The 22124-nt window shown below is 60.8% G+C and carries 24 protein-coding genes and 1 tRNA gene; 3 read left to right on the top strand and 22 right to left on the bottom strand.

The genetic code is table 11. The features are described from left to right. Nucleotides 1–25 precede the first annotated feature (25 nt). The 16 genes from hisS to trmJ form a co-directional block, all read right to left on the bottom strand. Complete coding sequence (hisS, locus tag M8Q45_RS02305) at nt 26–1315, bottom strand: histidine--tRNA ligase (protein ID WP_249873420.1); 1290 nt, start codon at nt 1313–1315, stop codon at nt 26–28. 22 nt (nt 1316–1337) lie between these two features. Beyond that, nucleotides 1338–2447, bottom strand: a complete 1110-nt coding sequence (ispG, locus tag M8Q45_RS02300) for a flavodoxin-dependent (E)-4-hydroxy-3-methylbut-2-enyl-diphosphate synthase (protein WP_003185136.1) — start codon at nt 2445–2447, stop codon at nt 1338–1340. Nucleotides 2448–2450: 3 nt separating this feature from the next. Next, nucleotides 2451–3494, bottom strand: a complete 1044-nt coding sequence (locus tag M8Q45_RS02295) for a RodZ domain-containing protein (RefSeq protein ID WP_249873419.1) — start codon at nt 3492–3494, stop codon at nt 2451–2453. Then, nucleotides 3494–4252, bottom strand: a complete 759-nt coding sequence (pilW, locus tag M8Q45_RS02290) for a type IV pilus biogenesis/stability protein PilW (RefSeq protein WP_181287930.1) — start codon at nt 4250–4252, stop codon at nt 3494–3496. Before pilW ends, M8Q45_RS02295 begins: the two co-directional genes overlap by 1 nt. Before the next feature lie 12 nt (nt 4253–4264). After that, the gene (gene rlmN / locus M8Q45_RS02285; protein ID WP_249873418.1) at nt 4265–5413 is read right to left on the bottom strand and encodes a dual-specificity RNA methyltransferase RlmN; all 1149 of its coding nucleotides are present in this window, start codon (nt 5411–5413) and stop codon (nt 4265–4267) included. A gap of 28 nt (nt 5414–5441) precedes the next feature. Next, nucleotides 5442–5867, bottom strand: a complete 426-nt coding sequence (gene ndk / locus M8Q45_RS02280) for a nucleoside-diphosphate kinase (RefSeq protein WP_030139592.1) — start codon at nt 5865–5867, stop codon at nt 5442–5444. Nucleotides 5868–6046: 179 nt separating this feature from the next. Continuing rightward, the gene (gene iscX / locus M8Q45_RS02275; RefSeq protein WP_186705400.1) at nt 6047–6244 is read right to left on the bottom strand and encodes a Fe-S cluster assembly protein IscX; all 198 of its coding nucleotides are present in this window, start codon (nt 6242–6244) and stop codon (nt 6047–6049) included. 14 nt (nt 6245–6258) lie between these two features. Then, nucleotides 6259–6600, bottom strand: a complete 342-nt coding sequence (gene fdx / locus M8Q45_RS02270) for an ISC system 2Fe-2S type ferredoxin (RefSeq protein WP_249873417.1) — start codon at nt 6598–6600, stop codon at nt 6259–6261. A gap of 3 nt (nt 6601–6603) precedes the next feature. Next, nucleotides 6604–8466, bottom strand: a complete 1863-nt coding sequence (gene hscA / locus M8Q45_RS02265; protein ID WP_249873416.1) for a Fe-S protein assembly chaperone HscA — start codon at nt 8464–8466, stop codon at nt 6604–6606. A 50-nt stretch (nt 8467–8516) separates the two neighbouring features. Further along, nucleotides 8517–9038, bottom strand: coding sequence for a co-chaperone HscB (gene hscB, locus M8Q45_RS02260; RefSeq protein ID WP_030139596.1), 522 nt, complete (start codon nt 9036–9038; stop codon nt 8517–8519). An 8-nt stretch (nt 9039–9046) separates the two neighbouring features. Beyond that, the gene (gene iscA / locus M8Q45_RS02255; protein WP_030139597.1) at nt 9047–9370 is read right to left on the bottom strand and encodes an iron-sulfur cluster assembly protein IscA; all 324 of its coding nucleotides are present in this window, start codon (nt 9368–9370) and stop codon (nt 9047–9049) included. A 24-nt stretch (nt 9371–9394) separates the two neighbouring features. After that, complete coding sequence (gene iscU / locus M8Q45_RS02250) at nt 9395–9781, bottom strand: Fe-S cluster assembly scaffold IscU (RefSeq protein ID WP_003185157.1); 387 nt, start codon at nt 9779–9781, stop codon at nt 9395–9397. Nucleotides 9782–9824: 43 nt separating this feature from the next. After that, nucleotides 9825–11039, bottom strand: coding sequence for an IscS subfamily cysteine desulfurase (locus tag M8Q45_RS02245; protein WP_030139598.1), 1215 nt, complete (start codon nt 11037–11039; stop codon nt 9825–9827). Nucleotides 11040–11089: 50 nt separating this feature from the next. Then, nucleotides 11090–11581, bottom strand: a complete 492-nt coding sequence (gene iscR, locus M8Q45_RS02240; protein WP_030139599.1) for a Fe-S cluster assembly transcriptional regulator IscR — start codon at nt 11579–11581, stop codon at nt 11090–11092. A 268-nt stretch (nt 11582–11849) separates the two neighbouring features. Then, nucleotides 11850–12626 carry a serine O-acetyltransferase gene (gene cysE / locus M8Q45_RS02235; protein WP_181287927.1) on the bottom strand — a complete coding sequence of 259 codons (777 nt, stop codon included), beginning with the start codon at nt 12624–12626 and terminating at the stop codon, nt 11850–11852. 1 nt (nt 12627) lies between these two features. Then, nucleotides 12628–13398 (bottom strand): tRNA (cytosine(32)/uridine(32)-2'-O)-methyltransferase TrmJ, encoded by a 771-nt coding sequence (gene trmJ / locus M8Q45_RS02230; RefSeq protein ID WP_249873415.1) that lies wholly within the window; start codon nt 13396–13398, stop codon nt 12628–12630. A 144-nt stretch (nt 13399–13542) separates the two neighbouring features. Here trmJ and suhB point away from each other — a divergent pair, with 144 nt between their 5' ends. Then, nucleotides 13543–14361: a type III secretion system regulator SuhB gene (suhB, locus tag M8Q45_RS02225; protein WP_003185165.1), complete on the top strand. Its 819-nt coding sequence runs from the start codon at nt 13543–13545 to the stop codon at nt 14359–14361. A 796-nt stretch (nt 14362–15157) separates the two neighbouring features. On the opposite strand, the gene M8Q45_RS02220 is transcribed toward suhB, so the two are convergent. The 6 genes from M8Q45_RS02220 to queA form a co-directional block, all read right to left on the bottom strand. Next, complete coding sequence (locus M8Q45_RS02220; RefSeq protein WP_018607449.1) at nt 15158–15706, bottom strand: glycine zipper 2TM domain-containing protein; 549 nt, start codon at nt 15704–15706, stop codon at nt 15158–15160. A 117-nt stretch (nt 15707–15823) separates the two neighbouring features. Beyond that, nucleotides 15824–16738, bottom strand: a complete 915-nt coding sequence (gene secF / locus M8Q45_RS02215) for a protein translocase subunit SecF (RefSeq protein ID WP_249873414.1) — start codon at nt 16736–16738, stop codon at nt 15824–15826. Between the two features lie 9 nt (nt 16739–16747). Further along, nucleotides 16748–18616: a protein translocase subunit SecD gene (gene secD / locus M8Q45_RS02210; RefSeq protein ID WP_249873413.1), complete on the bottom strand. Its 1869-nt coding sequence runs from the start codon at nt 18614–18616 to the stop codon at nt 16748–16750. Between the two features lie 63 nt (nt 18617–18679). Next, nucleotides 18680–19015 (bottom strand): preprotein translocase subunit YajC, encoded by a 336-nt coding sequence (yajC, locus tag M8Q45_RS02205; protein WP_007982729.1) that lies wholly within the window; start codon nt 19013–19015, stop codon nt 18680–18682. Nucleotides 19016–19058: 43 nt separating this feature from the next. Next, nucleotides 19059–20174 (bottom strand): tRNA guanosine(34) transglycosylase Tgt, encoded by a 1116-nt coding sequence (gene tgt, locus M8Q45_RS02200; protein ID WP_249877255.1) that lies wholly within the window; start codon nt 20172–20174, stop codon nt 19059–19061. A gap of 14 nt (nt 20175–20188) precedes the next feature. Further along, nucleotides 20189–21238: a tRNA preQ1(34) S-adenosylmethionine ribosyltransferase-isomerase QueA gene (gene queA, locus M8Q45_RS02195; protein WP_249873412.1), complete on the bottom strand. Its 1050-nt coding sequence runs from the start codon at nt 21236–21238 to the stop codon at nt 20189–20191. 108 nt (nt 21239–21346) lie between these two features. On the opposite strand from queA, the gene M8Q45_RS02190 reads away from it, so the two are divergent. Together M8Q45_RS02190 and M8Q45_RS02185 are read left to right on the top strand one after the other, a co-directional pair. Then, a tRNA-Leu gene (locus tag M8Q45_RS02190) sits at nt 21347–21431 on the top strand. Between the two features lie 349 nt (nt 21432–21780). Then, nucleotides 21781–22110 (top strand): hypothetical protein, encoded by a 330-nt coding sequence (locus M8Q45_RS02185; RefSeq protein WP_249873411.1) that lies wholly within the window; start codon nt 21781–21783, stop codon nt 22108–22110. The last annotated feature ends 14 nt before the right edge of the window (nt 22111–22124 follow it).

Raw genomic sequence — 22124 nt, 5'->3', positions numbered from 1 at the left:
TCGCTAAATCGGCTGTTTGACAGCTTCAACCCTGCACGACGCAGGTGGCCAGGTGTGCAGCAAGCGCATCCCAGGCAATGCTTTGTTGTTCGCCCTGGCCACGCAGGGGTTTGAAACCTACCACTTGTTGGGCCAGTTCGTCGTCACCGAGGATCAATGCGTACAGCGCACCGCTCTTGTCGGCCTTCTTGAATTGGCTCTTGAAGCTGCCGGCACCGGCGTTGACCTGCAGGCGCAGGTTGGGCAACTGGTCGCGAACCCGCTCGCTCAACGACAGGGCCGCCAGCTCGGCAGCCTCGCCAAAGGCGCACAGGTAGACGTCGACCTGACGGGACAGCTCTTCAGGCACCTTGTCCAGTGCTTCAAGCATCAGCACCAGGCGCTCGATGCCCATGGCAAAGCCCACGCCCGGGGTCGGCTTGCCGCCCATTTGCTCGACCAGGCCGTCGTAGCGGCCGCCGGCACACACGGTGCCCTGGGCGCCGAGCTTGTCGGTGACCCATTCGAAGACGGTCTTGCTGTAGTAGTCCAGGCCGCGAACCAACTTCGGGTTGATCACGTAAGGGATGCCCACGGCGTCGAGGCGAGCCTTCAGCCCTTCGAAGTGCGCACGGGACTCCTCGTCGAGGTAGTCGGCCATTTTCGGCGCGTCCACCAGGATCGCCTGGGTTTCCGGATTCTTGGTGTCGAGCACGCGCAGCGGGTTGGTCTTCATGCGGCGCTGGCTGTCTTCATCCAGCTTGTCCACGTGTGCGGAGAGAAACTCCACCAACGCTTCGCGGTAGCGACCACGGGATTCGCTGGTGCCCAGGCTGTTGAGTTCGAGCTTGACCGCATCACGCAGCCCCAGCTCACCCCACAAGCGCCAGGTCATGACGATCAGCTCGGCGTCGATGTCCGGCCCCTCGAGGTTGAACACCTCGAGACCGATCTGGTGGAACTGGCGATAACGACCTTTCTGCGGGCGCTCGTGGCGGAACATCGGGCCCACGTACCAGAGTTTCTGCACCTGGCCGCCGCCGGTGATGCCGTGCTCGAGCACTGCACGCACACAGGCCGCCGTGCCTTCGGGGCGAAGGGTCAGGGAATCGCCGTTGCGGTCGTCGAAGGTGTACATCTCTTTTTCGACGATGTCGGTGACTTCACCAATCGAGCGCTTGAACAGCTCGGTGAACTCGACGATCGGCATGCGGATCTGCCGATACCCGTAGTTATCCAGCAAACGCGCCACGGTGCCCTCGAAATAACGCCACAGCGGCGTCTGCTCGGGCAGGATGTCGTTCATGCCACGAATGGCTTGCAGAGACTTGCTCACATGTATTCCTTAATCTTGCGACTTAACCGCGCGCGATGACCGCTGCGTCGGCTTCGACCTTTTCGGCCGCTTTCTGGCGGATCAGCCGTTCCAGCTCATCCACCAGATTGTCATTCGTCAGTTTCTGCGACGGCTTGCCGTCGATGTAAATCAGGTTCGGTGTACCGCCAGTCAGGCCGATATGGGCCTCCTTGGCTTCGCCCGGCCCGTTGACCACGCAACCGATCACCGCGACATCCAGCGGCACCAGCAGGTCTTCAAGGCGCCCTTCCAGCTCGTTCATGGTCTTGACCACATCGAAGTTCTGCCGCGAGCAACTCGGGCAGGCGATGAAGTTGATGCCACGGGAACGCAGGTGCAGGGACTTGAGAATGTCGTAGCCGACTTTCACTTCCTCGACCGGATCGGCCGCCAACGAGATGCGGATGGTATCGCCAATCCCTTCGGCGAGCAGCATACCGAGGCCGACGGCGGATTTCACCGTACCCGAACGCAACCCACCGGCTTCGGTGATGCCCAGGTGCAGTGGCTGGACGATTTCCTTGGCCAGCAGGCGGTAGGCTTCGACGGCCATGAACACGTCGGACGCCTTCACGCTGACCTTGAAGTCCTGGAAATTCAGGCGTTCGAGGTGCTCCACATGGCGCAGGGCCGACTCCACCAGCGCGGCCGGGGTCGGTTCGCCGTATTTCTTCTGCAGGTCTTTTTCCAGGGAACCGGCGTTCACGCCGATGCGGATCGGAATGCCGCGGTCGCGGGCGGCATCCACCACCGCGCGCACACGGTCTTCACGACCGATGTTGCCCGGGTTGATGCGCAGGCAATCGACGCCCAACTCCGCCACGCGCAAGGCAATGCGGTAGTCGAAATGAATGTCGGCCACCAACGGGACCTTGACCAATTGCTTGATCTTGCCGAACGCCTCGGCGGCGTCCATGTCCGGCACGGAGACACGCACGATGTCGACGCCGGCGGCTTCCAGGCGGTTGATCTGCGCGACCGTGGCGGCCACGTCATTGGTGTCGCTGTTGGTCATGCTCTGCACAGCGATTGGCGCATCGCCGCCCACGGGCACGTTACCGACCCAGATTTTCCGGGATTCGCGACGCTTGATTGGAGATTCGCCGTGCATGACTTATTGACCCAACTTCAGGCGAGCGGTCTCGCCACTGGTGAACGGAGCGATGTCGACCGGCTGGCCGTTGTAGCTGACCTGCGCGCCACGGGCGTAACCCAGGCGTACGGCAAACGGTGGCTTGCCGTTGACAGACGCGCTGTCGCCCTTGCGCTTGAGGCCGCTGAACAGGACTTTGCCGTTGCCGTCGGTAATCTGCGTCCAGCAATCGGCGGTGAACTGGATCTGTACCTGGCCGTCACCCGCCGCCGGGGCCGCTGGCGTAGCGGGTACTGCCGGGGTCGCCACGGCAGGTGCTGGCGTGGCAGGCACAGCAGCAGGAGCTGTCGGAGCGGCCGGAGTGCTGCCCGTATGGGGCGCAGGAGCAGCAGGTGTTGTCGGAGTGCTGCCGGCATGGGCCGGAGCCGTTGGCGCGGCAGGCGTGGGAACAGGTGCCGGCGCGGCTGGTTCGGTGCCGGCAGCGGTATCGGCCTCGGTGCCCTCCTGGCCCTGAGGCAACGCCAGTGCGGTTTCGCCTTCGGCAACAGCCTGGTCTTCCGGCTCATCCAGCGGATGGATCTGGGTGGTGCCGTCGGCGCCTTCGACTTCGACGTGCTCGGTGTTCATCGCAACCGGCTCCTTGGTACGCAAGGACGCCTGGTCCTGCCACCAGACAAAACCGCCGCCAATCACCGCGATCAGCAGCAACAGGCTGACGATGCGCAAAATGGTATGGGAAACACGCACGGGCTCCTCGATGCGGCCCAGGCTGTGCACGTTGCTGCCCTGGGCGTCAGAACCGGTGTATTGGTCGAATTGCTGGACCAGCACGGTCTGGTCCATGCCGAGCAATTTGGCATAGGCGCGGATGTAGCCCCGGGCGAAGGTGTGCCCTGGCAATTTGTCGAACGCGCCGGCTTCCAGATTGCTCAGGGAAGTCACGGTAAGATTGAGCTTGTGGGCCACTTCGGCCAGCGACCAACCATTGCTTTCGCGGGCTTGACGCAGGGTCTCACCGGGATTTACGCGAGTCGCTGCTACAACTTCGGGATGCGCCGCTTTCATCATTGCTCCGACAGGTATTGCTGATATTCCGGCGTACCGGGATAGAGTCTTTTGAGTTGCAGGCCGTAACTTGCAGCCTTGTCGCGATCTTCAAACACATGTGCCAGCCGAACGCCGAGCAATAGACTACGTGCATTTTGCTCACTCAGCAGGCTAAAACGCTCGTAGTAGTCACGCGCGGGCACATAATGCCTGTCTTCGTAAGACAACTCAGCCATTTCCAGCAATGCACGCGGTTGTTGGCGGTTGAGCCGCAGCGCCTTCTCAAGCTGCTGGCGGGCCAGGTCGCGCTGGCCGAGTTTCGCGGCCGTCATGCCGAGGTTCTCGAAAACCCGCGAACGCTCGGGATAAAGGGTATCGGCGGCCGCTTGTTCGAAACGTTCGTAGGCTTCCTTGTAACGGGCCTGTTCGTAGAGAAAACTGCCGTAGTTGTTCAGGATACGGGCATCTTGCGGCCGGGCCGACAGCGCCTTGCGAAAATGCTCGTCAGCCAGGTCCGATTCCAGCTCGGCCTGGAACACCAGCGCCAGTGCCGCATTGGCATCGGCGTCGGAGCTGTCCAGCTCCAGGGCTTTCTTGAGGGGCACCTTGGCCCGCTCGGTCATGCCCTGTTGCAGATAGCCGATGCCCAGTTGCACATAGGCCTGGCGGGCTTCGTCGCGCCCTTTGCTGGTCTTCATCGGGTTGTAGTCACCCGACAGGACACAACCGGAACAGAGACCGGCCAGCAGCAAAACGAGCGCGAAGCGCAGGGACATAGAGTTCCTCTCTTAGTGACTGTTCGCAGCGTTCTGCACGGCATCGTCGGTGGCGTTCAGTTCGCGCACGGCGATGTAGCGTTCGCTGCGACGGGTGCGATCCAGCACCTGTCCTACTAATTGGCCACATGCGGCGTCAATGTCTTCGCCGCGGGTGGTGCGCACGGTGACGTTGAAGCCAGCGTGGTGAAGCTGATCCTGGAAGCGACGAATCGCGTTGTTGCTCGGACGCTCGTAACCGGAATGCGGGAACGGGTTGAACGGGATCAGGTTGATCTTGCACGGGATGTTCTTGAGCAACTCGATCATCTCGACCGCGTGTTCAACCTTGTCGTTCACATCCTTGAGCAAGGTGTACTCGATGGTCAGCACGCGCTTTTCGCCCAGGGACGACATGTAGCGCTGGCATGACTCGAGCAGCATCTTGAGCGGATATTTCTTGTTGATCGGCACCAATTGGTTACGCAATGCGTCATTGGGTGCGTGCAGCGACAACGCCAGGGAGACGTCGATGTGCTTGGCCAGCTCATCGATCATCGGCACCACGCCGGAGGTGGACAGGGTCACGCGGCGCTTGGAAATGCCGTAGCCCAGGTCATCCATCATCAAATGCATGGCGGAGACGACGTTGTCGAAGTTCAGCAGCGGCTCGCCCATGCCCATCATCACCACGTTGGTGATGGCACGGTCGACGGTTGCCGGGACGCTGCCAAAGGATTTGTTGGCAATCCACACCTGGCCGATCACTTCGGCGGCGGTGAGGTTGCTGTTGAAGCCTTGCTTGCCGGTGGAGCAGAAACTGCAGTCCAGGGCACAGCCTGCCTGGGACGAAACGCATAAGGTGCCACGTTTGCCCTGGGGGATGTAGACGGTCTCGACGCAGCTGCCGGACGCCACGCGCACCACCCATTTACGGGTGCCGTCGCTGGAAATGTCCTGGCTGACCACTTCGGGGCCGCGAATCTCGGCAACAGCCTTGAGCTTTTCGCGCAGGGCCTTGCCGACATTCGTCATGGCGTCGAAGTCGTCGACGCCAAAGTGGTGAATCCATTTCATCACCTGGCCGGCACGGAAACGCTTCTCCCCGATCGAGTCGAAGAATTTCTCCATTTCCGGCTGGGTCAGGCCCAACAGGTTGGTTTTGCCGTTCGATGTAGTCATGGATTCACCTTCACTCAAAAGCCTGGGCTTAGCGAGTGGTTACTTCAGTAGCGGAGAAAAAGTAAGCGATTTCGCGAGCAGCGGCGGCTTCGGAGTCCGAACCGTGGACGGCGTTGGCGTCGATGGATTCAGCGAAGTCAGCACGGATGGTGCCAGGAGCAGCTTCTTTAGGGTTGGTAGCGCCCATCAGCTCACGGTTGCGAGCGATGGCGTTTTCGCCTTCCAGCACCTGAACGACAACCGGACCGGAAGTCATGAAGGCAACCAGCTCACCGAAGAAACCGCGCTCGCTGTGCTCGGCGTAGAAGCCTTCGGCTTCGGCTTTGGACAGTTGCTTCATTTTCGAAGCTACAACGCGCAGGCCAGCGTCTTCGAAGCGGGTAACGATCTTGCCGATCACGTTTTTAGCAACGGCGTCAGGCTTGATGATGGAGAAAGTACGTTGAACAGCCATGGTGTAACTCCAGAAACGGTAATTTGCGAAAAATTAAACCCGCGAATTATACGCGGGTTCTTAGGTATTGCCTAACTGCGTTCGGCGGTAGGAGCTGCCGCAGGCTGCGATCTTTTGATCTTCCGCTCAATATTCAACTGCCCCGGGCAAGATCGCAGCCTCGCTGCGCTCGTCAGCTCCTACACCTCTTCGATCCAGGCCGCCTGGATGGCTTCAAGCACCTTCTCGCCACCACGGGTCGGATCATCGTTGAACTCCGGCAATGCCAGCACCCATTTGTGCAGATCGACGAAATTCACGTAACGGGGGTCTACATCTGGTTTGGATTCAACCAGCTGGATTGCGATTTCCAGTACATCAACCCATTTCAGACTCATTGTAGCTTCCTGAATCAGTGCGGCGCTTCGGCCGCATGGTTAAGCGAATATTTCGGGATTTCGACGGTCAGGTCTTCGGTGCCGACGATGGCCTGGCAGGCCAGGCGCGATTGCGCTTCCAGGCCCCAGGCCCGATCGAGGAAATCCTCCTCCAGATCGTCCGCTTCTTCCAGCGAATCGAACCCCTCACGGATGATGCAATGGCAGGTCGTGCAGGCACAGACACCGCCACAGGCACTTTCCATTTCGATGTGGTGTTCATGGGCCAGGTCAAGAATGGACGTTCCGGGCTCGGCTTCCACGACCATGCCGTCCGGGCAGAACTTCTCGTGGGGCAGAAAAATCACCTGCGGCATCAGTTATTCCTCGATTTCATTCAGGTTGCGCCCCGCCAGGGCGGCTTTCACCGTCGAGTCCAGGCGGCGGGCAGCAAAGGCATCGGTGACCTGCGACAGACGCTTGGTCTGCTGCTCGATGGCATAACCATCGGTGCCCTTGATCAATTCGGAGAGTTCTTGCATCTGCATTTCGATGACCATGCGTTCTTCAGCGTCGAGCAAGCGGTCGCCGTCGGCTTCTAGGGCGGCTTGCACGGCTTCGATCAGGCGCTGGCCGTCAACCTGCTGCTCGCGCAGCACACGGGCGACCTTGTCGTCGCTGGCGTGCTGGAACGAATCCTTGAGCATTTTGGCGATTTCGCCGTCGGTCAGGCCATAGGAAGGCTTGACCTGGATGCTCGCCTCCACGCCTGAACCCAGTTCGCGAGCGGAGACGTTGAGCAAGCCGTCGGCGTCGACCTGGAAGGTCACGCGGATCTTCGCCGCACCGGCGACCATGGCCGGGATGCCGCGCAATTCAAAACGAGCCAGGGAACGGCAGTCGCTGATCAGTTCACGCTCGCCTTGCAGCACGTGGATCATCATGGCCGACTGGCCGTCTTTATAAGTGGTGAAATCCTGTGCGCGGGCAACCGGGATGGTGGTGTTGCGCGGAATCACCTTCTCCATCAGGCCGCCCATGGTTTCCAGCCCCAGGGACAACGGGATCACGTCGAGCAACAGCAGTTCGCCGCCGTCGCGCTTGTTGCCGGCCAACGTATCGGCCTGGATCGCGGCGCCGATGGCGACCACCTGGTCCGGGTCGATTTCGGTCAGTGGCTCGCGGCCGAAGGCTTCGGCAACGGCTTCGCGAACCCGAGGCACGCGGGTCGAACCACCGACCATGACCACGGCCTTGACGTCTTCGAGCTCCACGCCGGAATCGCGCACCGCGCGGCGGCAGGCCTTGAGGCTGCGAGCGACCATGGGTTCGATCAGGGCATCGAAGGCTTCGCGGGTCAGGGAGGCTTTCCACTCGCCATAAGCGACTTCCACTGCAGCGGCGTCGGTAAGGGCTTCCTTGGCGGCGCAGGCGGTTTGCAGCAGATGGCGCTGGGCACCCGGATCGAGGTCGGCGCAGAGGCCGGCCTGCTCGATGATCCAGCCGGCAATGGCGTGGTCGAAATCGTCGCCGCCCAGGGCACTGTCGCCGCCGGTAGCGAGGACTTCGAAGACACCGCCGGTCAGGCGCAGGATCGAAATATCGAACGTACCGCCACCCAAGTCGTAGATCGCGACGAGGCCTTCGGCATGCTGGTCCAGGCCGTAGGCGACGGCCGCTGCAGTCGGCTCGTTGAGCAGACGCAACACGTTCAGGCCGGCCAGCTTGGCGGCGTCCTTGGTGGCCTGGCGCTGGGCGTCATCGAAATACGCCGGGACGGTGATCACCGCGCCCACCAGTTCACCGCCCAACGCCGCTTCGGCACGCTGGCGCAGGACCTTGAGAATGTCGGCGGAAACCTCGACCGGGCTTTTCGGCCCTTGCACGGTTTCGATGAACGGCATATGGGATTCGCCGCCAACGAAGCGGTACGGCAGCTGTTCGCCCAATTGCTTGACGTCGGACAGACCACGACCCATCAAGCGCTTGACCGAGACAATGGTATTCAGGGGATCGCTGGCTGCGGCCAGCTTGGCCGACTCGCCCACTTCGACGCGATCGGCGTGGTAGCGCACGGCGGACGGCAGGATCACCCGCCCCTGCTCGTCGGCCAGCGGTTCGGAAAGACCGCTGCGCAAGGCAGCGACCAGGGAATTGGTGGTACCCAAGTCGATCCCGACAGCCAGGCGACGCTGGTGCGGTTGTGGACTTTGGCCGGGTTCGGCGATCTGCAGTAGGGCCATCGTAATCAGGACTTATCTGTAATCAGGCGTGCGACCGGAGCGGCACTGGGTTAATCGTCGAGGCGCTCTTCGAGCTGGCGCACTTCGTGGGTGAGCTTGTCGAGGAATTGCATGCGCCGCATCAGGCGTTCGGCCTGTTCGCGTTGCGCGGCATCGTTCCAGCAGGCTGCGAAGCTTTCGTTCAGTGTGTGCTGGGCGTCTTTCAGGCGGCGCTTGAACACCGCGACACCGGCCAGGTCGGCGCTGTCCTGCAGGTCTTCAAGCTCCTCGCGCCATTGCATCTGCTGCAACAGGAACTCGGGATCGTGGACCGTGACTTCCAGAGGCAGCTCATGACCGCTGATGGCGAGCAGGTAACGCGCGCGCTTGGCCGGGTTCTTGAGCGTCTGGTAAGCCTCGTTGAGGTTCGCCGACTGCTCGAGCGCCCGCCGCTGCTCCGCCTCGGAGGCATCGGCAAAGCGATCGGGGTGGACACCACGGGCCAGTTCCAGATAACGCGCGGACAACTGATCAAGGTCCAGCTGGAAAGCAGGCTGCAACTGGAACAACGCAAAATGACAAGGAGTACCCACGAGCAGCCTCAGATGTTGAAGCTTTCGCCGCAGCCACATTCACCGCGCACGTTGGGGTTGTTGAACTTGAAGCCTTCGTTCAACCCTTCCTTGACGAAATCCAGCTCGGTGCCGTCCAGGTACGTCAGGCTCTTCGGGTCGATGATCACTTTCTGACCATGACTTTCGAACACCTGGTCGTCTTCACCGACTTCGTCGACGAATTCCAGTACATAGGCGAGGCCGGAACAGCCCGTGGTGCGCACACCCAGGCGGATACCCTCGCCCTTGCCACGCCCTGCAAGAGAGCGTTGCACATGCTTAGCTGCCGCTTCTGTCATCTGGATAGCCATGGAAACTCCTTACCGTAACGCGGATCAGATCAAGCCTTTCTTCTGCTTGTAGTCGCGAACGGCGGCCTTGATGGCGTCTTCAGCGAGTACCGAGCAGTGGATTTTCACTGGCGGCAAGGCCAGTTCTTCGGCCAGCTGGGTGTTCTTGATGGTTTCGGCTTCGTCGAGGGTCTTGCCCTTCATCCACTCGGTGGCCAGGGAGCTGGACGCGATGGCGGAGCCGCAGCCGTAGGTCTTGAACTTGGCGTCTTCGATGATGCCTTGTTCGTTGACCTTGATCTGCAGGCGCATCACGTCGCCGCACGCCGGGGCGCCGACCATGCCGGTGCCGACGTCAGGATCCTGCGCGTCCATCTTGCCGACGTTGCGCGGGTTCTCGTAGTGGTCGATGACCTTTTCGCTATATGCCATTTGCTTCAATCCTCATCAGTGGAGCCGCTCTGGTGGCGACTTCTCAGTGCGCCGCCCATTCGATTTTCGAAATGTCGACGCCGTCTTTGTACATGTCCCACAGCGGCGACAGAGCGCGCAGCTTGGTCACGGCCTCGCAGACTTTCTGCGCGGCGTAATCGATTTCTTCTTCGGTGGTGAAACGGCCGAAGGTGAAGCGGATGGAGCTGTGGGCCAGTTCGTCGTTGCGGCCCAGGGCACGCAGTACGTACGAAGGCTCAAGCGACGCCGAGGTGCACGCCGAGCCGGACGACACGGCCAGATCCTTGAGCGCCATGATCAGCGACTCGCCTTCAACGTAGTTGAAGCTCAGGTTCAGGTTGTGTGGGACGCGGGCGGTCATGCTGCCGTTGACGTAGAGTTCTTCGAGGTGTTCGACCTGCTTGAAGAAACGGTCGCTCAAGGCCTTGATGCGCACGTTCTCGGCCGCCATGTCTTCCTTGGCGACGCGGAAGGCTTCGCCCATGCCGACGATCTGGTGGGTCGCCAGGGTACCGGAACGCATGCCACGCTCGTGACCACCGCCGTGCATGGTCGCTTCGAGGCGCACACGCGGCTTGCGGCTGACGTACAGGGCGCCGATGCCTTTAGGACCGTAAGTCTTGTGGGCGGAGAACGACATCAGGTCGACTTTCAGCTTGGACAGGTCGATGTCGACCTTGCCCGTGGACTGCGCCGCGTCGACATGGAACAGGACGCCCTTGGAGCGGGTCAGTTCGCCGATGGCGGCGATGTCGTTGACGGTGCCGATTTCGTTGTTCACGTGCATGATCGAAACCAGGATGGTGTCGTCGCGCAGGGCGGCTTCGACCATGGCCGGGGTGATCAGGCCGTCTTCACCGGGCTCGATGTAGGTGACTTCGAAGCCTTCACGCTCCAGTTGGCGCGTGGTGTCCAGGACAGCCTTGTGCTCGATCTTGGAGGTGATCAAGTGCTTGCCCTTGGTGTGATAGAAATGCGCGACACCCTTGATTGCCAGGTTGTCGGACTCGGTGGCACCGGAGGTCCAGACGATTTCACGCGGGTCGGCGTTGACCAGGTCGGCGACTTGGCGACGGGCGTTTTCCACCGACTCCTCGGCCTTCCAGCCGAAGACGTGGGAACGGGACGCCGGGTTACCGAAGTTTCCGTCGACCAGCAGGCATTCACTCATCTTTTGCGCGACACGCGGATCAACCGGGGTGGTCGCAGAGTAATCAAGGTAAATCGGCAATTTCATGGACTCTCTCCTAAATCAGGCTGGCTGGCGTTCCGCGTGCTCTGCGGCGGTCATTCGACGGCGGACGCTTCGATCTTGTCCAGGTGCGGCGCCTTGCCATTGCAACGGCGCTGGTCCTGACGCTGGGCTACTTCTTGTACCTCACGGCGAGTCACAAGGTCGGCCAAGCTGATACCACTCAGAAATTCGTGAATCTGCAGGCTCAGGTCGCACCACAGATGATGGGTCAGGCAAGTATCGCCGCCATGGCAATCGCCCAGCCCCTGGCATTTGGTCGCATCGACCGATTCGTTCACGGCATCGATCACCTGGGCGACCTGGATGCCTTGCATCTCGCGCGACAGCTGGTAGCCGCCACCGGGGCCGCGAACGCTGGAGACCAGGTTGCTACGGCGCAGCTTGGCGAACAGCTGTTCGAGGTAGGACAGGGAAATGCCCTGGCGCTCGGAGATATCGGCGAGGGACACCGGCCCGTGCTGCGCATGCAATGCCAAATCGAGCATTGCGGTCACGGCGTATCGGCCTTTTGTAGTCAGTCGCATGGACAATTACCACGGAGTTCAGAATGGGGGCGAGTATGCAATTCCCGAGTATTTAAGTCAAGTATAAGACCTAGTGCTTTACTCGGGTTTACCCGCAAAAGAGCGCGCGCATGATAGCAAAGGTAGGCGGCTAACGACCAGCGATACCGCGTTATCGTTCTTCGCGAGCAGGCTCGCTCCCACAGGGATCATGGGTGGGCACACAATGGGCTATCCAACACAGATCCAATGTGGGAGCGAGCCCGCTCGCGAAGGGGTCGACCGGGGTTCAGCTGGCCTGGGTCTCATCCTTGTCCTTCACGCACGCGAAATCCTCTTCGCGCAGTTCAGGCAGGTCCTTGGCACAATAATTACTCCCCAGCTCCTTCAACGCGCCGCACATCCCCTCCAGGCGCCCGTCCACTGCTTGCAGGTGGTCGAGCAACTGGTTGATGGCGCGCGCGACCGGGTCGGGCATGTCCTCGCCGACACCGTAGGCGTCGAAGCCGATCTTCTCGGCCATGGCCTTGCGCCGGGCGTCCTGCTCGTCATCGGACTTGACGATGATCCGCCCCGGAATGCCCACCACTGTCGCACCAGGCGGAACAGCCTTGGTCACCACCGCATTGGAGCCGACTTTCGCCCCGGCCCCGACCGTGAACGGCCCGAGCACCTTGGCACCGGCACCCACGACAACGCCATCCTCCAGCGTCGGATGGCGCTTGCCTTTGTTCCAGCTGGTGCCGCCGAGGGTCACGCCTTGATACAGCGTCACGTCGTCGCCGATCTCGGCGGTCTCGCCGATGACGATGCCCATGCCGTGGTCGATGAAGAACCGGCGACCCACCTTGGCACCCGGATGGATCTCGATCCCGGTCAGCCAGCGCCCGAAGTTCGAGACCAGCCGCGCCAGCCATTTCCAGCCCATGTTCCACAGGGCGCCGGACAGGCGATGGATCCAGATGGCGTGCATCCCCGGGTAGCAGGTCAGCACTTCAAAGGCATTGCGCGCCGCCGGGTCACGATGAAAGACGCTCTGGATATCTTCACGCAAACGTTCGAACATTTTATTCCTTCCGCTTAATCAGCTCGCCACGGGCCGCCTTCTGGGTTTCCGTGAGGATGCCGCGCAATATATTCATTTCCGCCCGGCTCACCGAGCTTCGTCCGTACAACCGACGCAGGCGCGCCATCAAGTGCCGAGGCTTGTCCGGGTCGAGGAATTCGATGTCCACCAGGGTCTGCTCCAGGTGTTCATAGAATCGCTCCAGCTCGTCCATGGTCGCCAGTGTCTCACTGCGCGGCGACGTCGCCTCGTATTTTTCCAGCTTGCTGGGCTGGCCCTCGGCTTGCAGCCAGGCCATGCGCACTTCATAACTCAACACCTGCACCGCCGCCCCGAGGTTCAGCGAGCTGAAACCGGGGTCGGAAGGGATATGCACGTGGAAATGACATCGCTGCAGCTCTTCATTGGTCAGGCCGGAATCTTCACGGCCAAACACCAAGGCGATCTGCCCGCCCTGCCCGGCTTCCCCGATCACTTTGGTGCCGCATTCGCGGGGATCGAGCAGCGGCCAGGGGATACGGCGGTCGCGAGCGCTGGTGCCGAGCACCAGGTTGCAACCCACCAGGGCGTCTTCCAGGGTGGCGACGACCTCGGCATTGGCCAGGATGTCATTGGCGCCGGACGCGCGGGCATCGGCTTCGTGATGGGGAAACGAGCGAGGCTCGACCAGCACCAGCCGCGACAGGCCCATGTTCTTCATGGCCCGCGCAGCTCCGCCGATGTTTCCCGGATGGCTGGTATTGACCAGGACGACACGAATGTTCTGCAACAAGGGAGGCGCTCTCGAACACGACAAAGGGAGCAAATCTTACCTAAGCACCTACCGTTAAGCTATGAAAGCGAACACCAACCTTCTCCTGAGAAAAAGTTCTGATAGAATGCGCGGCTTTCTTTAACAACCTTAGGTGACACATCCATGCAGCCCATGCTGAATATCGCGCTGCGCGCCGCCCGCAGCGCCAGTGAACTGATCTTCCGCTCCATCGAGCGCCTGGATACCATCAAGGTCGATGAAAAAGACGCCAAGGACTACGTGTCCGAGGTGGATCGCGCCGCCGAACAGAAAATCGTCGACGCCCTGCGCAAGGCTTACCCGAACCACTCGATCCTCGGTGAAGAGACCGGCATGCATGCCGGTACCGGCATCGAAGGCGAAGAATACCTGTGGATCATCGATCCGCTGGACGGCACCACCAACTTCCTGCGCGGCATTCCTCACTTCGCCGTCAGCATCGCCTGCAAGTACCGTGGTCGCCTGGAACACGCCGTCGTGCTGGACCCGGTTCGCCAGGAAGAATTCACCGCCAGCCGTGGCCGTGGCGCCCAACTGAATGGTCGTCGCCTGCGCGTCAGCGGCCGCACCAGCCTCGACGGCGCCCTGCTGGGTACCGGCTTCCCGTTCCGTGACGACCAGATGGACAACCTGGACAACTACCTGGGCATGTTCCGCGCCCTGGTCGGCCAGACCGCCGGCATCCGCCGCGCCGGTGCTGCCAGCCTGGACCTGGCTTATGTCGCTGCCGGTCGTTTCGATGCGTTCTGGGAGTCGGGCCTGTCCGAATGGGACATGGCTGCGGGTGCCCTGCTGATCCAGGAAGCTGGCGGCTTGGTGAGCGACTTCACCGGTGGCCACGACTTCCTTGAGAAAGGCCACATCGTTGCCGGCAACACCAAATGCTTCAAGGCTGTGCTGACGGCTATCCAGCCGCACCTGCCGGCTTCGTTGAAGCGTTAAGCAGTTCGGCTAGAAAAAAAGCACCTTTCGGGGTGCTTTTTTATGCCTGTTGCAACCACTCAGTTCAGATGTGAACACTCCGTGGCGAGGGAGCAAGCTCCCTCGCCACAATGAATTACACCTTGGACATCGATGCAGGCTGAACCACCGCCATCGCGAGCAAGCTCGCTCCCACAAGGAGATTTGGGGTAGGCATAAGATTTGTGCCCACCGCAGATCCAATGTGGGAGCGAGCTTGCTCGCGAAGAGGCCGGCACATTCGATATCGATGCAAGCTGAGCCACCGCCATCGCGAGCAAGCTCGCTCCCACAAGGAGATTTGGGGTAGGCATAAGATTTGCGCCCGCCGCAGATCCAATGTGGGAGCGAGCTTGCTCGCGAAGAGGCCGGCACATTCGATATCGATGCAAGCTGAGCCACCGCCATCGCGAGCAAGCTCGCTCCCAAAAGGAGATTTGGGGTAGGCATAAGATTTGTGCCCACCGCAGATCCAATGTGGGAGCGAGCTTGCTCGCGAAGAGGCCGGCACATTCGATATAGATGCAAGCTGAGCCACCGCCATCGCGAGCAAGCTCGCTCCCACAAGGAGATTTGGGGTAGGCATAAGATTTGCGCCCACCGCAGATCCAATGTGGGAGCGAGCTTGCTCGCGAAGAGGCCGGCACATTCGATATCGATGCAGGCTGAACCACCGCCATCGCGAGCAAGCTCGCTCCCACAGGGGATTCTGGGTGGCGCGTGAACTGTGGGCATAAAAAAAGCACCCCGAAGGGTGCTTTTTTTCATAGCGGTTGGATCACTGGGCCGGCTCGTTCTGGCCCAGGATCAGTTGGCCTTCCTTGCTCACCGGGATCTGGTTGCCCGGGTCGCGGTCCATGCGGACTTTGCCTTCCTTGCCGTCGAGCATGTAGCGAACGTCATAGCCTACAACCTTGTCGCTGATGTCATTGACCGTGTTGCAGCGAGTCTGGGTGGTGGTGTAGGTGTCGCGTTCCTGCATGCCTTCCTGGATCTTGTTACCGGCATAACCACCACCGGCCGCACCCGCCACGGTAGCGATCTTCTTACCGTTGCCGCCGCCGATCTGGTTGCCCAACAGGCCACCGGCCACAGCGCCCAGCACGGTGCCGGCGATCTGGTGCTGGTCCTGGACGGGCTTCTGCCGAGTCACGGTGACGTCCTTGCATACTTCACGCGGGGTCTTGATTTGGGTCTTGACCGGTTCCACGGCCAATACTTGCGCATACTCAGGGCCACTTTTTACCAAGCTGTAGGTGGCGACCGCACCACCGGCTGTTACACCGACAGCACCCAATACCGCACCAACCAGCATCGATTTGTTCACTTGAACCTCCTGACCATCACAAGCGGAATAATCCGCGCTTCTCCCAGCCTTGGAGCACAAAAAAAGGCGCGAGTTCAACTCGCGCCTTTTCAGCGGTGACGGACGGAAAACCGAGCCTTACGGACGGTCGTCCACCTCGGTGTCAGTGGCCGCAGGAGGAATCAGATCCTCGGAGCTCAGGTTCAGCCAGATCAACACCACGTTGGCGATGTAGATCGACGAGTAAGTACCCGCCATCACACCGATGAACAGCGCGATGGAGAAACCGAACAGGTTGTCGCCACCAAACACCAGCAGCGCGACAATCGCCAGCAAGGTGGAGATCGACGTCGCCATGGTCCGCAGCAGGGTCTGGGTGGTCGAGATGTTGATGTTCTCGACCAAGGACGCCTTGCGCAGCACACGGAAGTTTTCACGCACCCGGTCGAACACCACGATGGTGTCGTTGAGCGAGTAACCGATGATCGCCAGCACCGCCGCCAACACCGTCAGGTCGAAGGTGATCTGGAAGAACGACAGGATGCCCACGGTCACGATCACGTCGTGGATCAGCGAGATAATGGCGCCCACCGCGAACTTCCACTGGAAGCGGAACGCCAGGTAAAGCATCACGCCGCCCAGGGCCAACAGCATGCCGAGGCCACCCTGGTCGCGCAGCTCTTCACCCACTTGCGGGCCAACGAACTCCACACGCTTGACCTGAGCCGGGTTGTCGCCGCCAGCCTTCTGCAAGGCCTCGGCGACCTGATGGCCCAATTGCGGGTCTTCACCCGGCATGCGCACCAGCAGATCGGTGGTGGCGCCAAAGCTCTGCACGACAGCATCGGCATAACCCGAGCTCGCCAGTTGCTCACGCACCTTGGTGACGTCGGCCGGACGCTCGTAGGTCAGCTCGATGAGCGTACCGCCGGTGAAGTCCAGGCCGTAGTTCAGGCCCTTGGTGGCCCAGCTGAACAACGCCAGGGCCGTAAGGAACAATGTGACGCCGAACGCAATGTTGCGAACGCCCATGAAGTTGATTGTACGTAACATGGCAGCCCCTTAAATCCACAACTTCTTGACGTCACGACCACCATAAATCAGGTTGACCATTGCACGGGTCACCATGATGGCTGTGAACATCGAGGTAAAGATCCCGAGGGACATGGTCACTGCGAAACCCTTGACCGGGCCGGTGCCCATGGCAAAGAGAATCCCGCCGACCAGCAACGTGGTCAGGTTGGAGTCGATAATCGCAGTGAATGCGCGGCCGAAGCCTTCGTTGATTGCCCGCTGGATCGACATGCCCGCGGCGATCTCTTCACGTATCCGCGAGAAGATCAGCACGTTGGCGTCCACCGCCATGCCCATGGTCAAGACGATACCGGCGATACCCGGCAGGGTCAGCGTGGCGCCCAGCAAGGACATCAGGGCCAGCAGCAGCACCATGTTCACCGCCAGCGCAACCGTGGCGATGATGCCGAAGAAGCGGTAGATGGCGATGATGAACAGCGACACGAACAGCATGCCCCACAGGGAGGCATCGACGCCCTTGGTGATGTTGTCGGCACCCAGGCTCGGGCCGATGGTGCGCTCTTCAGCGAAGTACATCGGCGCGGCCAGGCCACCGGCACGCAGCAGCAGGGCCAGCTCCGAGGATTCGCCCTGGCCGTTCAGGCCGGTGATGCGGAACTGGCTGCCCAGCGGCGACTGGATGGTCGCCAGGCTGATGATCTTCTTCTCTTCCTTGAAGGTCTGGACCGGTACGTCTTTCTCGACGCCGTTGACCACTTGCTTGGTGTAGGTGGTGGTCGGCTTCTGCTCGATGAAGATCACCGCCATGCTGCGACCGACGTTGCTGCGCGTGGCGCGGCTCATCAGTTCGCCGCCATGGCCGTCCAGGCGAATGTTCACCTGCGGACGACCCTGCTCGTCGAAGCCCGCCTGGGCGTCGGTCACCTGGTCACCGGTGATGATCAGGCCACGCTCGATCTGCGCCGCCGGACGACCGCCTTCACGGAACTCGAAGCTCTCGGAAGTGGCCTTGGACGCACCCGGCTCAGCGGCCAGGCGGAATTCCAGGTTGGCGGTCTTGCCGAGGATACGCTTGGCTTCGGCGGTGTCCTGCACGCCCGGCAGCTCAACCACGATGCGGTTGGCGCCCTGGCGCTGCACGATCGGCTCGGCCACACCCAGCTCGTTGACGCGGTTACGCACCGTGGTCAAGTTCTGCTTGATGGAGTATTCGCGGATTTCCGCCAGCTTGGCCGGGGTCATCGCCAGACGCAGCACCGGTTGGCCATTGAGGTCGGCCGGCACAATGTCGAAATCGTTGAAGCTCTTGCGGACCAGCGCGCGGGCTTGTTCGCGGGTGTCTTCGTCGCTGAAGCCCAGCTGAATGGCACCGTCGAACTGTGGCAGGCTGCGATAACGCACGCGCTCTTTGCGCAGCAGGCTCTTGACGTCGCCTTCGTAGACTTTCAGGCGTGCGTCGAGGGCTTTTTCCATGTCCACTTCCAGCAGGAAGTGCACACCACCAGACAAGTCCAGGCCCAGCTTCATTGGGTGGGCGCCAAGATTGCGCAGCCACTGCGGGGTGGTCTGGGCCAGGTTCAGGGCCACCACGTAATCGTCGCCCAACGCCTTGCGCACCACATCCTTGGCCGGCAGTTGGTCTTCAGCCTTGACCAGGCGCAACAGACCGCCCTTGCCATTCTCGGCAATGGACGCAGCCTTCACATCGATATTGGACGCCTTGAGCGCAGCGCTCGCACGGTCCAGATCGGCCTGGGTGACCTGCAGCGCAGTGCTTGCGCCACTGACCTGAATGGCCGGGTCATCCGGGTATAGATTGGGAGCGGAATAAATCACACCGACCGCCAGCACCGCCAGGATCAGTAGGTATTTCCACAGAGGGTATTTGTTCAGCATCACGCCGCCCGCTTATGACGCGGGGCGCCTTGCGCGCCCCGTCGATTGAAAAGAAGTGGTTACTTAGATCGCTTTCAGCGTGCCTTTTGGCAGCGTGGCCGCGATGGCGCCCTTCTGGAACTTCATTTCAACAGTGTCGGACACTTCCAGTACCACGAAGTCATCAGCCACTTTAGTGATCTTGCCAGCGATGCCGCCGGTGGTGACCACTTCATCACCTTTTTGCAGGCTGCTGAGCAGGTTCTTCTGCTCTTTGGCGCGCTTGGCCTGTGGACGCCAGATCATCAGGTAGAAGATGACCAGGAAGCCGACCAGGAAAATCCACTCGAAACCACCGCCCATAGGGCCGGCAGCCGGTGCAGCCGCGTCAGCCATGGCGTTAGAGATAAAAAAGCTCATTTAGCACTCCAGTTGCAAGTATTGAATCTAGGGATCGGAAAACTCAGTCCAAAGGCGGAACAGGCAACCCGCGCTTGGCATAGAAGGCCTCGACAAAGGCGGCCAATGTACCCTGTTGGATAGCCTCGCGCAAACCAGCCATAAGCACCTGATAATGGCGCAAATTGTGGATGGTATTGAGCATGCTGCCGAGCATTTCGCCGCACTTGTCCAAATGATGCAGATAAGCGCGGGAGAAGTTCTGGCAGGTATAGCAATCGCACGTCGGATCGAGCGGCGAATCATCATGGCGATGGAACGCGTTACGGATCTTCAGCACGCCAGTGTCGATGAACAGATGCCCATTGCGGGCATTACGGGTTGGCATCACGCAATCGAACATGTCCACCCCGCGGCGCACACCCTCAACCAGATCTTCCGGTTTGCCAACGCCCATAAGGTAACGAGGTTTGTCAGCCGGCATCTCGCCCGGCAGGTAATCGAGCACCTTGATCATCTCGTGCTTCGGCTCGCCCACCGACAGGCCACCAATCGCCAGGCCGTCAAAACCAATCTTGTCCAGGCCTTCGAGGGAGCGCATGCGCAGGTCGCGGTGCATGCCGCCCTGGACGATGCCGAACAGCGCCGCCGTGTTCTCGCCATGGGCGTTCTTCGAACGCTGGGCCCAGCGCAACGACAGCTCCATGGACACCCGCGCCACGTCTTCATCGGCCGGGTACGGCGTGCATTCGTCGAAGATCATCACGATGTCCGAGCCCAGGTCGCGCTGCACCTGCATCGACTCTTCCGGCCCCATGAACACCTTGGAACCGTCCACCGGAGAAGCGAAGGTCACGCCCTCCTCCTTGATCTTGCGCATCGCACCCAAGCTGAACACCTGGAAGCCGCCGGAGTCGGTCAGGATCGGGCCTTTCCACTGCATGAAATCGTGCAAGTCGCCGTGGGCCTTGATCACTTCCATGCCCGGGCGCAGCCACAGGTGGAAGGTGTTGCCGAGAATGATCTCCGCGCCCGTGGCGACGATGTCACGCGGCAGCATGCCCTTGACCGTGCCGTAAGTGCCCACCGGCATAAACGCAGGGGTTTCCACGCTACCGCGGGGGAAGGTCAGACGACCGCGACGAGCCTTGCCATCGGTGGCGAGCAACTCGAAGGACATGCGACAGGTGCGACTCATACTGTTTCCTCGGGTCCGCGTGGCGCGGGGTTACGGGTGATGAACATCGCATCACCGTAGCTGAAAAAGCGGTATCCATGCTCGACGGCGGCCTTGTAGGCGGCCATGGCTTCGGGATAACCGGCAAACGCCGAAACCAGCATCAACAGCGTGGATTCAGGCAAATGAAAGTTAGTGACCAGGGCATCGACCACATGAAACGGCCGGCCCGGGTAGATAAAGATATCGGTGTCGCCACTGAACGGCTTGAGCACGCCATCGCGCGCGGCACTTTCCAGGGAGCGCACGCTGGTGGTCCCCACTGCCACCACTCGCCCGCCGCGCGCGCGACAGGCCGCCACGGCGTCAACCACTTCCTGGCTCACTTCCAGCCATTCGCTGTGCATGTGGTGGTCTTCGATGCGATCCACCCGCACCGGCTGGAACGTCCCCGCGCCGACGTGCAGCGTCACGAACGCCGTCTCCACGCCCTTGGCGGCAATGGCCTCCAGCAACGGCTGGTCAAAATGCAGCCCCGCCGTCGGCGCCGCCACCGCCCCCAGGCGCTCGGCGTACACGGTCTGATAACGCTCGCGGTCCGAACCTTCGTCCGGGCGGTCTATATAAGGAGGCAACGGCATGTGCCCGACGCGGTCGAGCAGCGGCAACACCTCTTCGGCAAACGCCAGCTCGAACAACGCATCATGCCGAGCCACCATCACCGCCTCGCCGCCGCCGTCGATCAAGATCGACGAACCCGGCTTGGGCGACTTGCTCGACCGCACATGGGCCAGCACGCGATGACTGTCCAGCACCCGCTCCACCAGAATCTCCAGCTTGCCGCCGGAGGCCTTCTGGCCGAACAACCGCGCCGGAATGACTCGGGTATTGTTGAACACCATCAAGTCGCCCGGGCGCAAATGCTCGAGCAAATCAGTGAATTGACGGTGAGCCATGGCACCGCTGACCCCGTCCAGGGTCAACAGTCGGCTGGCGCGACGCTCGGCCAGCGGGTGGCGAGCGATCAGCGAATCCGGGAGTTCGAAGGTAAAGTCAGCAACACGCATGATGGGGTTCGTCTAGCAGGGCCGGAAAGTCTAGCGGAAATATTAAAAATTCACCATGAAACGTGATTGACCAACGGTAGGCACCTCTCTATACTTCGCCGCCATTGAGCCCTGATGGCGGAATTGGTAGACGCGGCGGATTCAAAATCCGTTTTCGAAAGGAGTGGGAGTTCGAGTCTCCCTCGGGGCACCATCTTAAAGAAAGACCTTGAAATTCAAGGTCTTTTTTTTCGTCTGTAGAAAAGTGGTTTGGCCCATGATCAACACAAAGCTCATCTGACGGCGATCCCTTTTGTGGCGAGGGGATTCATCCCCGCTGGGCTGCAAAGCAGCCCCCCAAGACCAGCCCAGTCACAAGGAAGAACCTGCGATAAGAGAGAACCGGTACCAGGAAAAACCCCGTGGCGAGGGAGCTTGCTCCCGCTTGAGCGCAAAACGCTCACAAAATAGTCACCCCCGACACCGATACTCCGACTTTTAGCACTCGCCAAACCCTCAATCCAACTCCACCCTCCTCACCCAGTCACAAAGGATTTCACCCCATGGAATTGCTGCTGGAAACGGTCGCTCTTTACTCGCTGAAGCTGGCTTATGAGACAGAGGGGCATAGTCCGATTTTGCGGGATGATCCGTTGATGGGCGGATGTGATCGGGAGGTGTTTGGGTTGTTGGTGCGTAAAGGCGACACAGGCGAAATTCGAAACAAGGTGAATCATTGCCTGGAGCTGGCACTTCAAGCAGTCGGCGGCGCCGGCACCGCCCTGGGTCGCGAACTGGATCGTTTAGCAGCGGATTTCAGCGCTGCACGGACAATGGACCGGTTTGAAGATCCACTGGTGGCGCTTAAGGGGTATTTGAAAGACGCTCAGTGAGCGGCGTTACTCAA

Source organism: Pseudomonas sp. T1.Ur (genome assembly GCF_023516725.1).
GTDB lineage: Bacteria > Pseudomonadota > Gammaproteobacteria > Pseudomonadales > Pseudomonadaceae > Aquipseudomonas > Aquipseudomonas alvandae.
This window is presented reverse-complemented; position numbering and strand designations above follow the sequence as displayed.

Excerpts from the sequence above, each read along its gene's own strand:
- ispG (WP_003185136.1), bottom strand. The coding sequence starts at position 2,447 with ATGCACGGCGAATCTCCAATCAAGCGTCGCGAATCCCGGAAAATCTGG.
- M8Q45_RS02295 (WP_249873419.1), bottom strand. The coding sequence starts at position 3,494 with ATGAAAGCGGCGCATCCCGAAGTTGTAGCAGCGACTCGCGTAAATCCC.
- pilW (WP_181287930.1), bottom strand. The coding sequence starts at position 4,252 with ATGTCCCTGCGCTTCGCGCTCGTTTTGCTGCTGGCCGGTCTCTGTTCC.
- rlmN (WP_249873418.1), bottom strand. The coding sequence starts at position 5,413 with ATGACTACATCGAACGGCAAAACCAACCTGTTGGGCCTGACCCAGCCG.
- ndk (WP_030139592.1), bottom strand. The coding sequence starts at position 5,867 with ATGGCTGTTCAACGTACTTTCTCCATCATCAAGCCTGACGCCGTTGCT.
- iscX (WP_186705400.1), bottom strand. The coding sequence starts at position 6,244 with ATGAGTCTGAAATGGGTTGATGTACTGGAAATCGCAATCCAGCTGGTT.
- fdx (WP_249873417.1), bottom strand. The coding sequence starts at position 6,600 with ATGCCGCAGGTGATTTTTCTGCCCCACGAGAAGTTCTGCCCGGACGGC.
- hscA (WP_249873416.1), bottom strand. The coding sequence starts at position 8,466 with ATGGCCCTACTGCAGATCGCCGAACCCGGCCAAAGTCCACAACCGCAC.
- iscA (WP_030139597.1), bottom strand. The coding sequence starts at position 9,370 with ATGGCTATCCAGATGACAGAAGCGGCAGCTAAGCATGTGCAACGCTCT.
- iscU (WP_003185157.1), bottom strand. The coding sequence starts at position 9,781 with ATGGCATATAGCGAAAAGGTCATCGACCACTACGAGAACCCGCGCAAC.
- M8Q45_RS02245 (WP_030139598.1), bottom strand. The coding sequence starts at position 11,039 with ATGAAATTGCCGATTTACCTTGATTACTCTGCGACCACCCCGGTTGAT.
- iscR (WP_030139599.1), bottom strand. The coding sequence starts at position 11,581 with ATGCGACTGACTACAAAAGGCCGATACGCCGTGACCGCAATGCTCGAT.
- cysE (WP_181287927.1), bottom strand. The coding sequence starts at position 12,626 with ATGTTCGAACGTTTGCGTGAAGATATCCAGAGCGTCTTTCATCGTGAC.
- suhB (WP_003185165.1), top strand. The coding sequence starts at position 13,543 with ATGCAGCCCATGCTGAATATCGCGCTGCGCGCCGCCCGCAGCGCCAGT.
- secF (WP_249873414.1), bottom strand. The coding sequence starts at position 16,738 with ATGTTACGTACAATCAACTTCATGGGCGTTCGCAACATTGCGTTCGGC.
- secD (WP_249873413.1), bottom strand. The coding sequence starts at position 18,616 with ATGCTGAACAAATACCCTCTGTGGAAATACCTACTGATCCTGGCGGTG.
- yajC (WP_007982729.1), bottom strand. The coding sequence starts at position 19,015 with ATGAGCTTTTTTATCTCTAACGCCATGGCTGACGCGGCTGCACCGGCT.
- tgt (WP_249877255.1), bottom strand. The coding sequence starts at position 20,174 with ATGTCCTTCGAGTTGCTCGCCACCGATGGCAAGGCTCGTCGCGGTCGT.
- queA (WP_249873412.1), bottom strand. The coding sequence starts at position 21,238 with ATGCGTGTTGCTGACTTTACCTTCGAACTCCCGGATTCGCTGATCGCT.
- M8Q45_RS02185 (WP_249873411.1), top strand. The coding sequence starts at position 21,781 with ATGGAATTGCTGCTGGAAACGGTCGCTCTTTACTCGCTGAAGCTGGCT.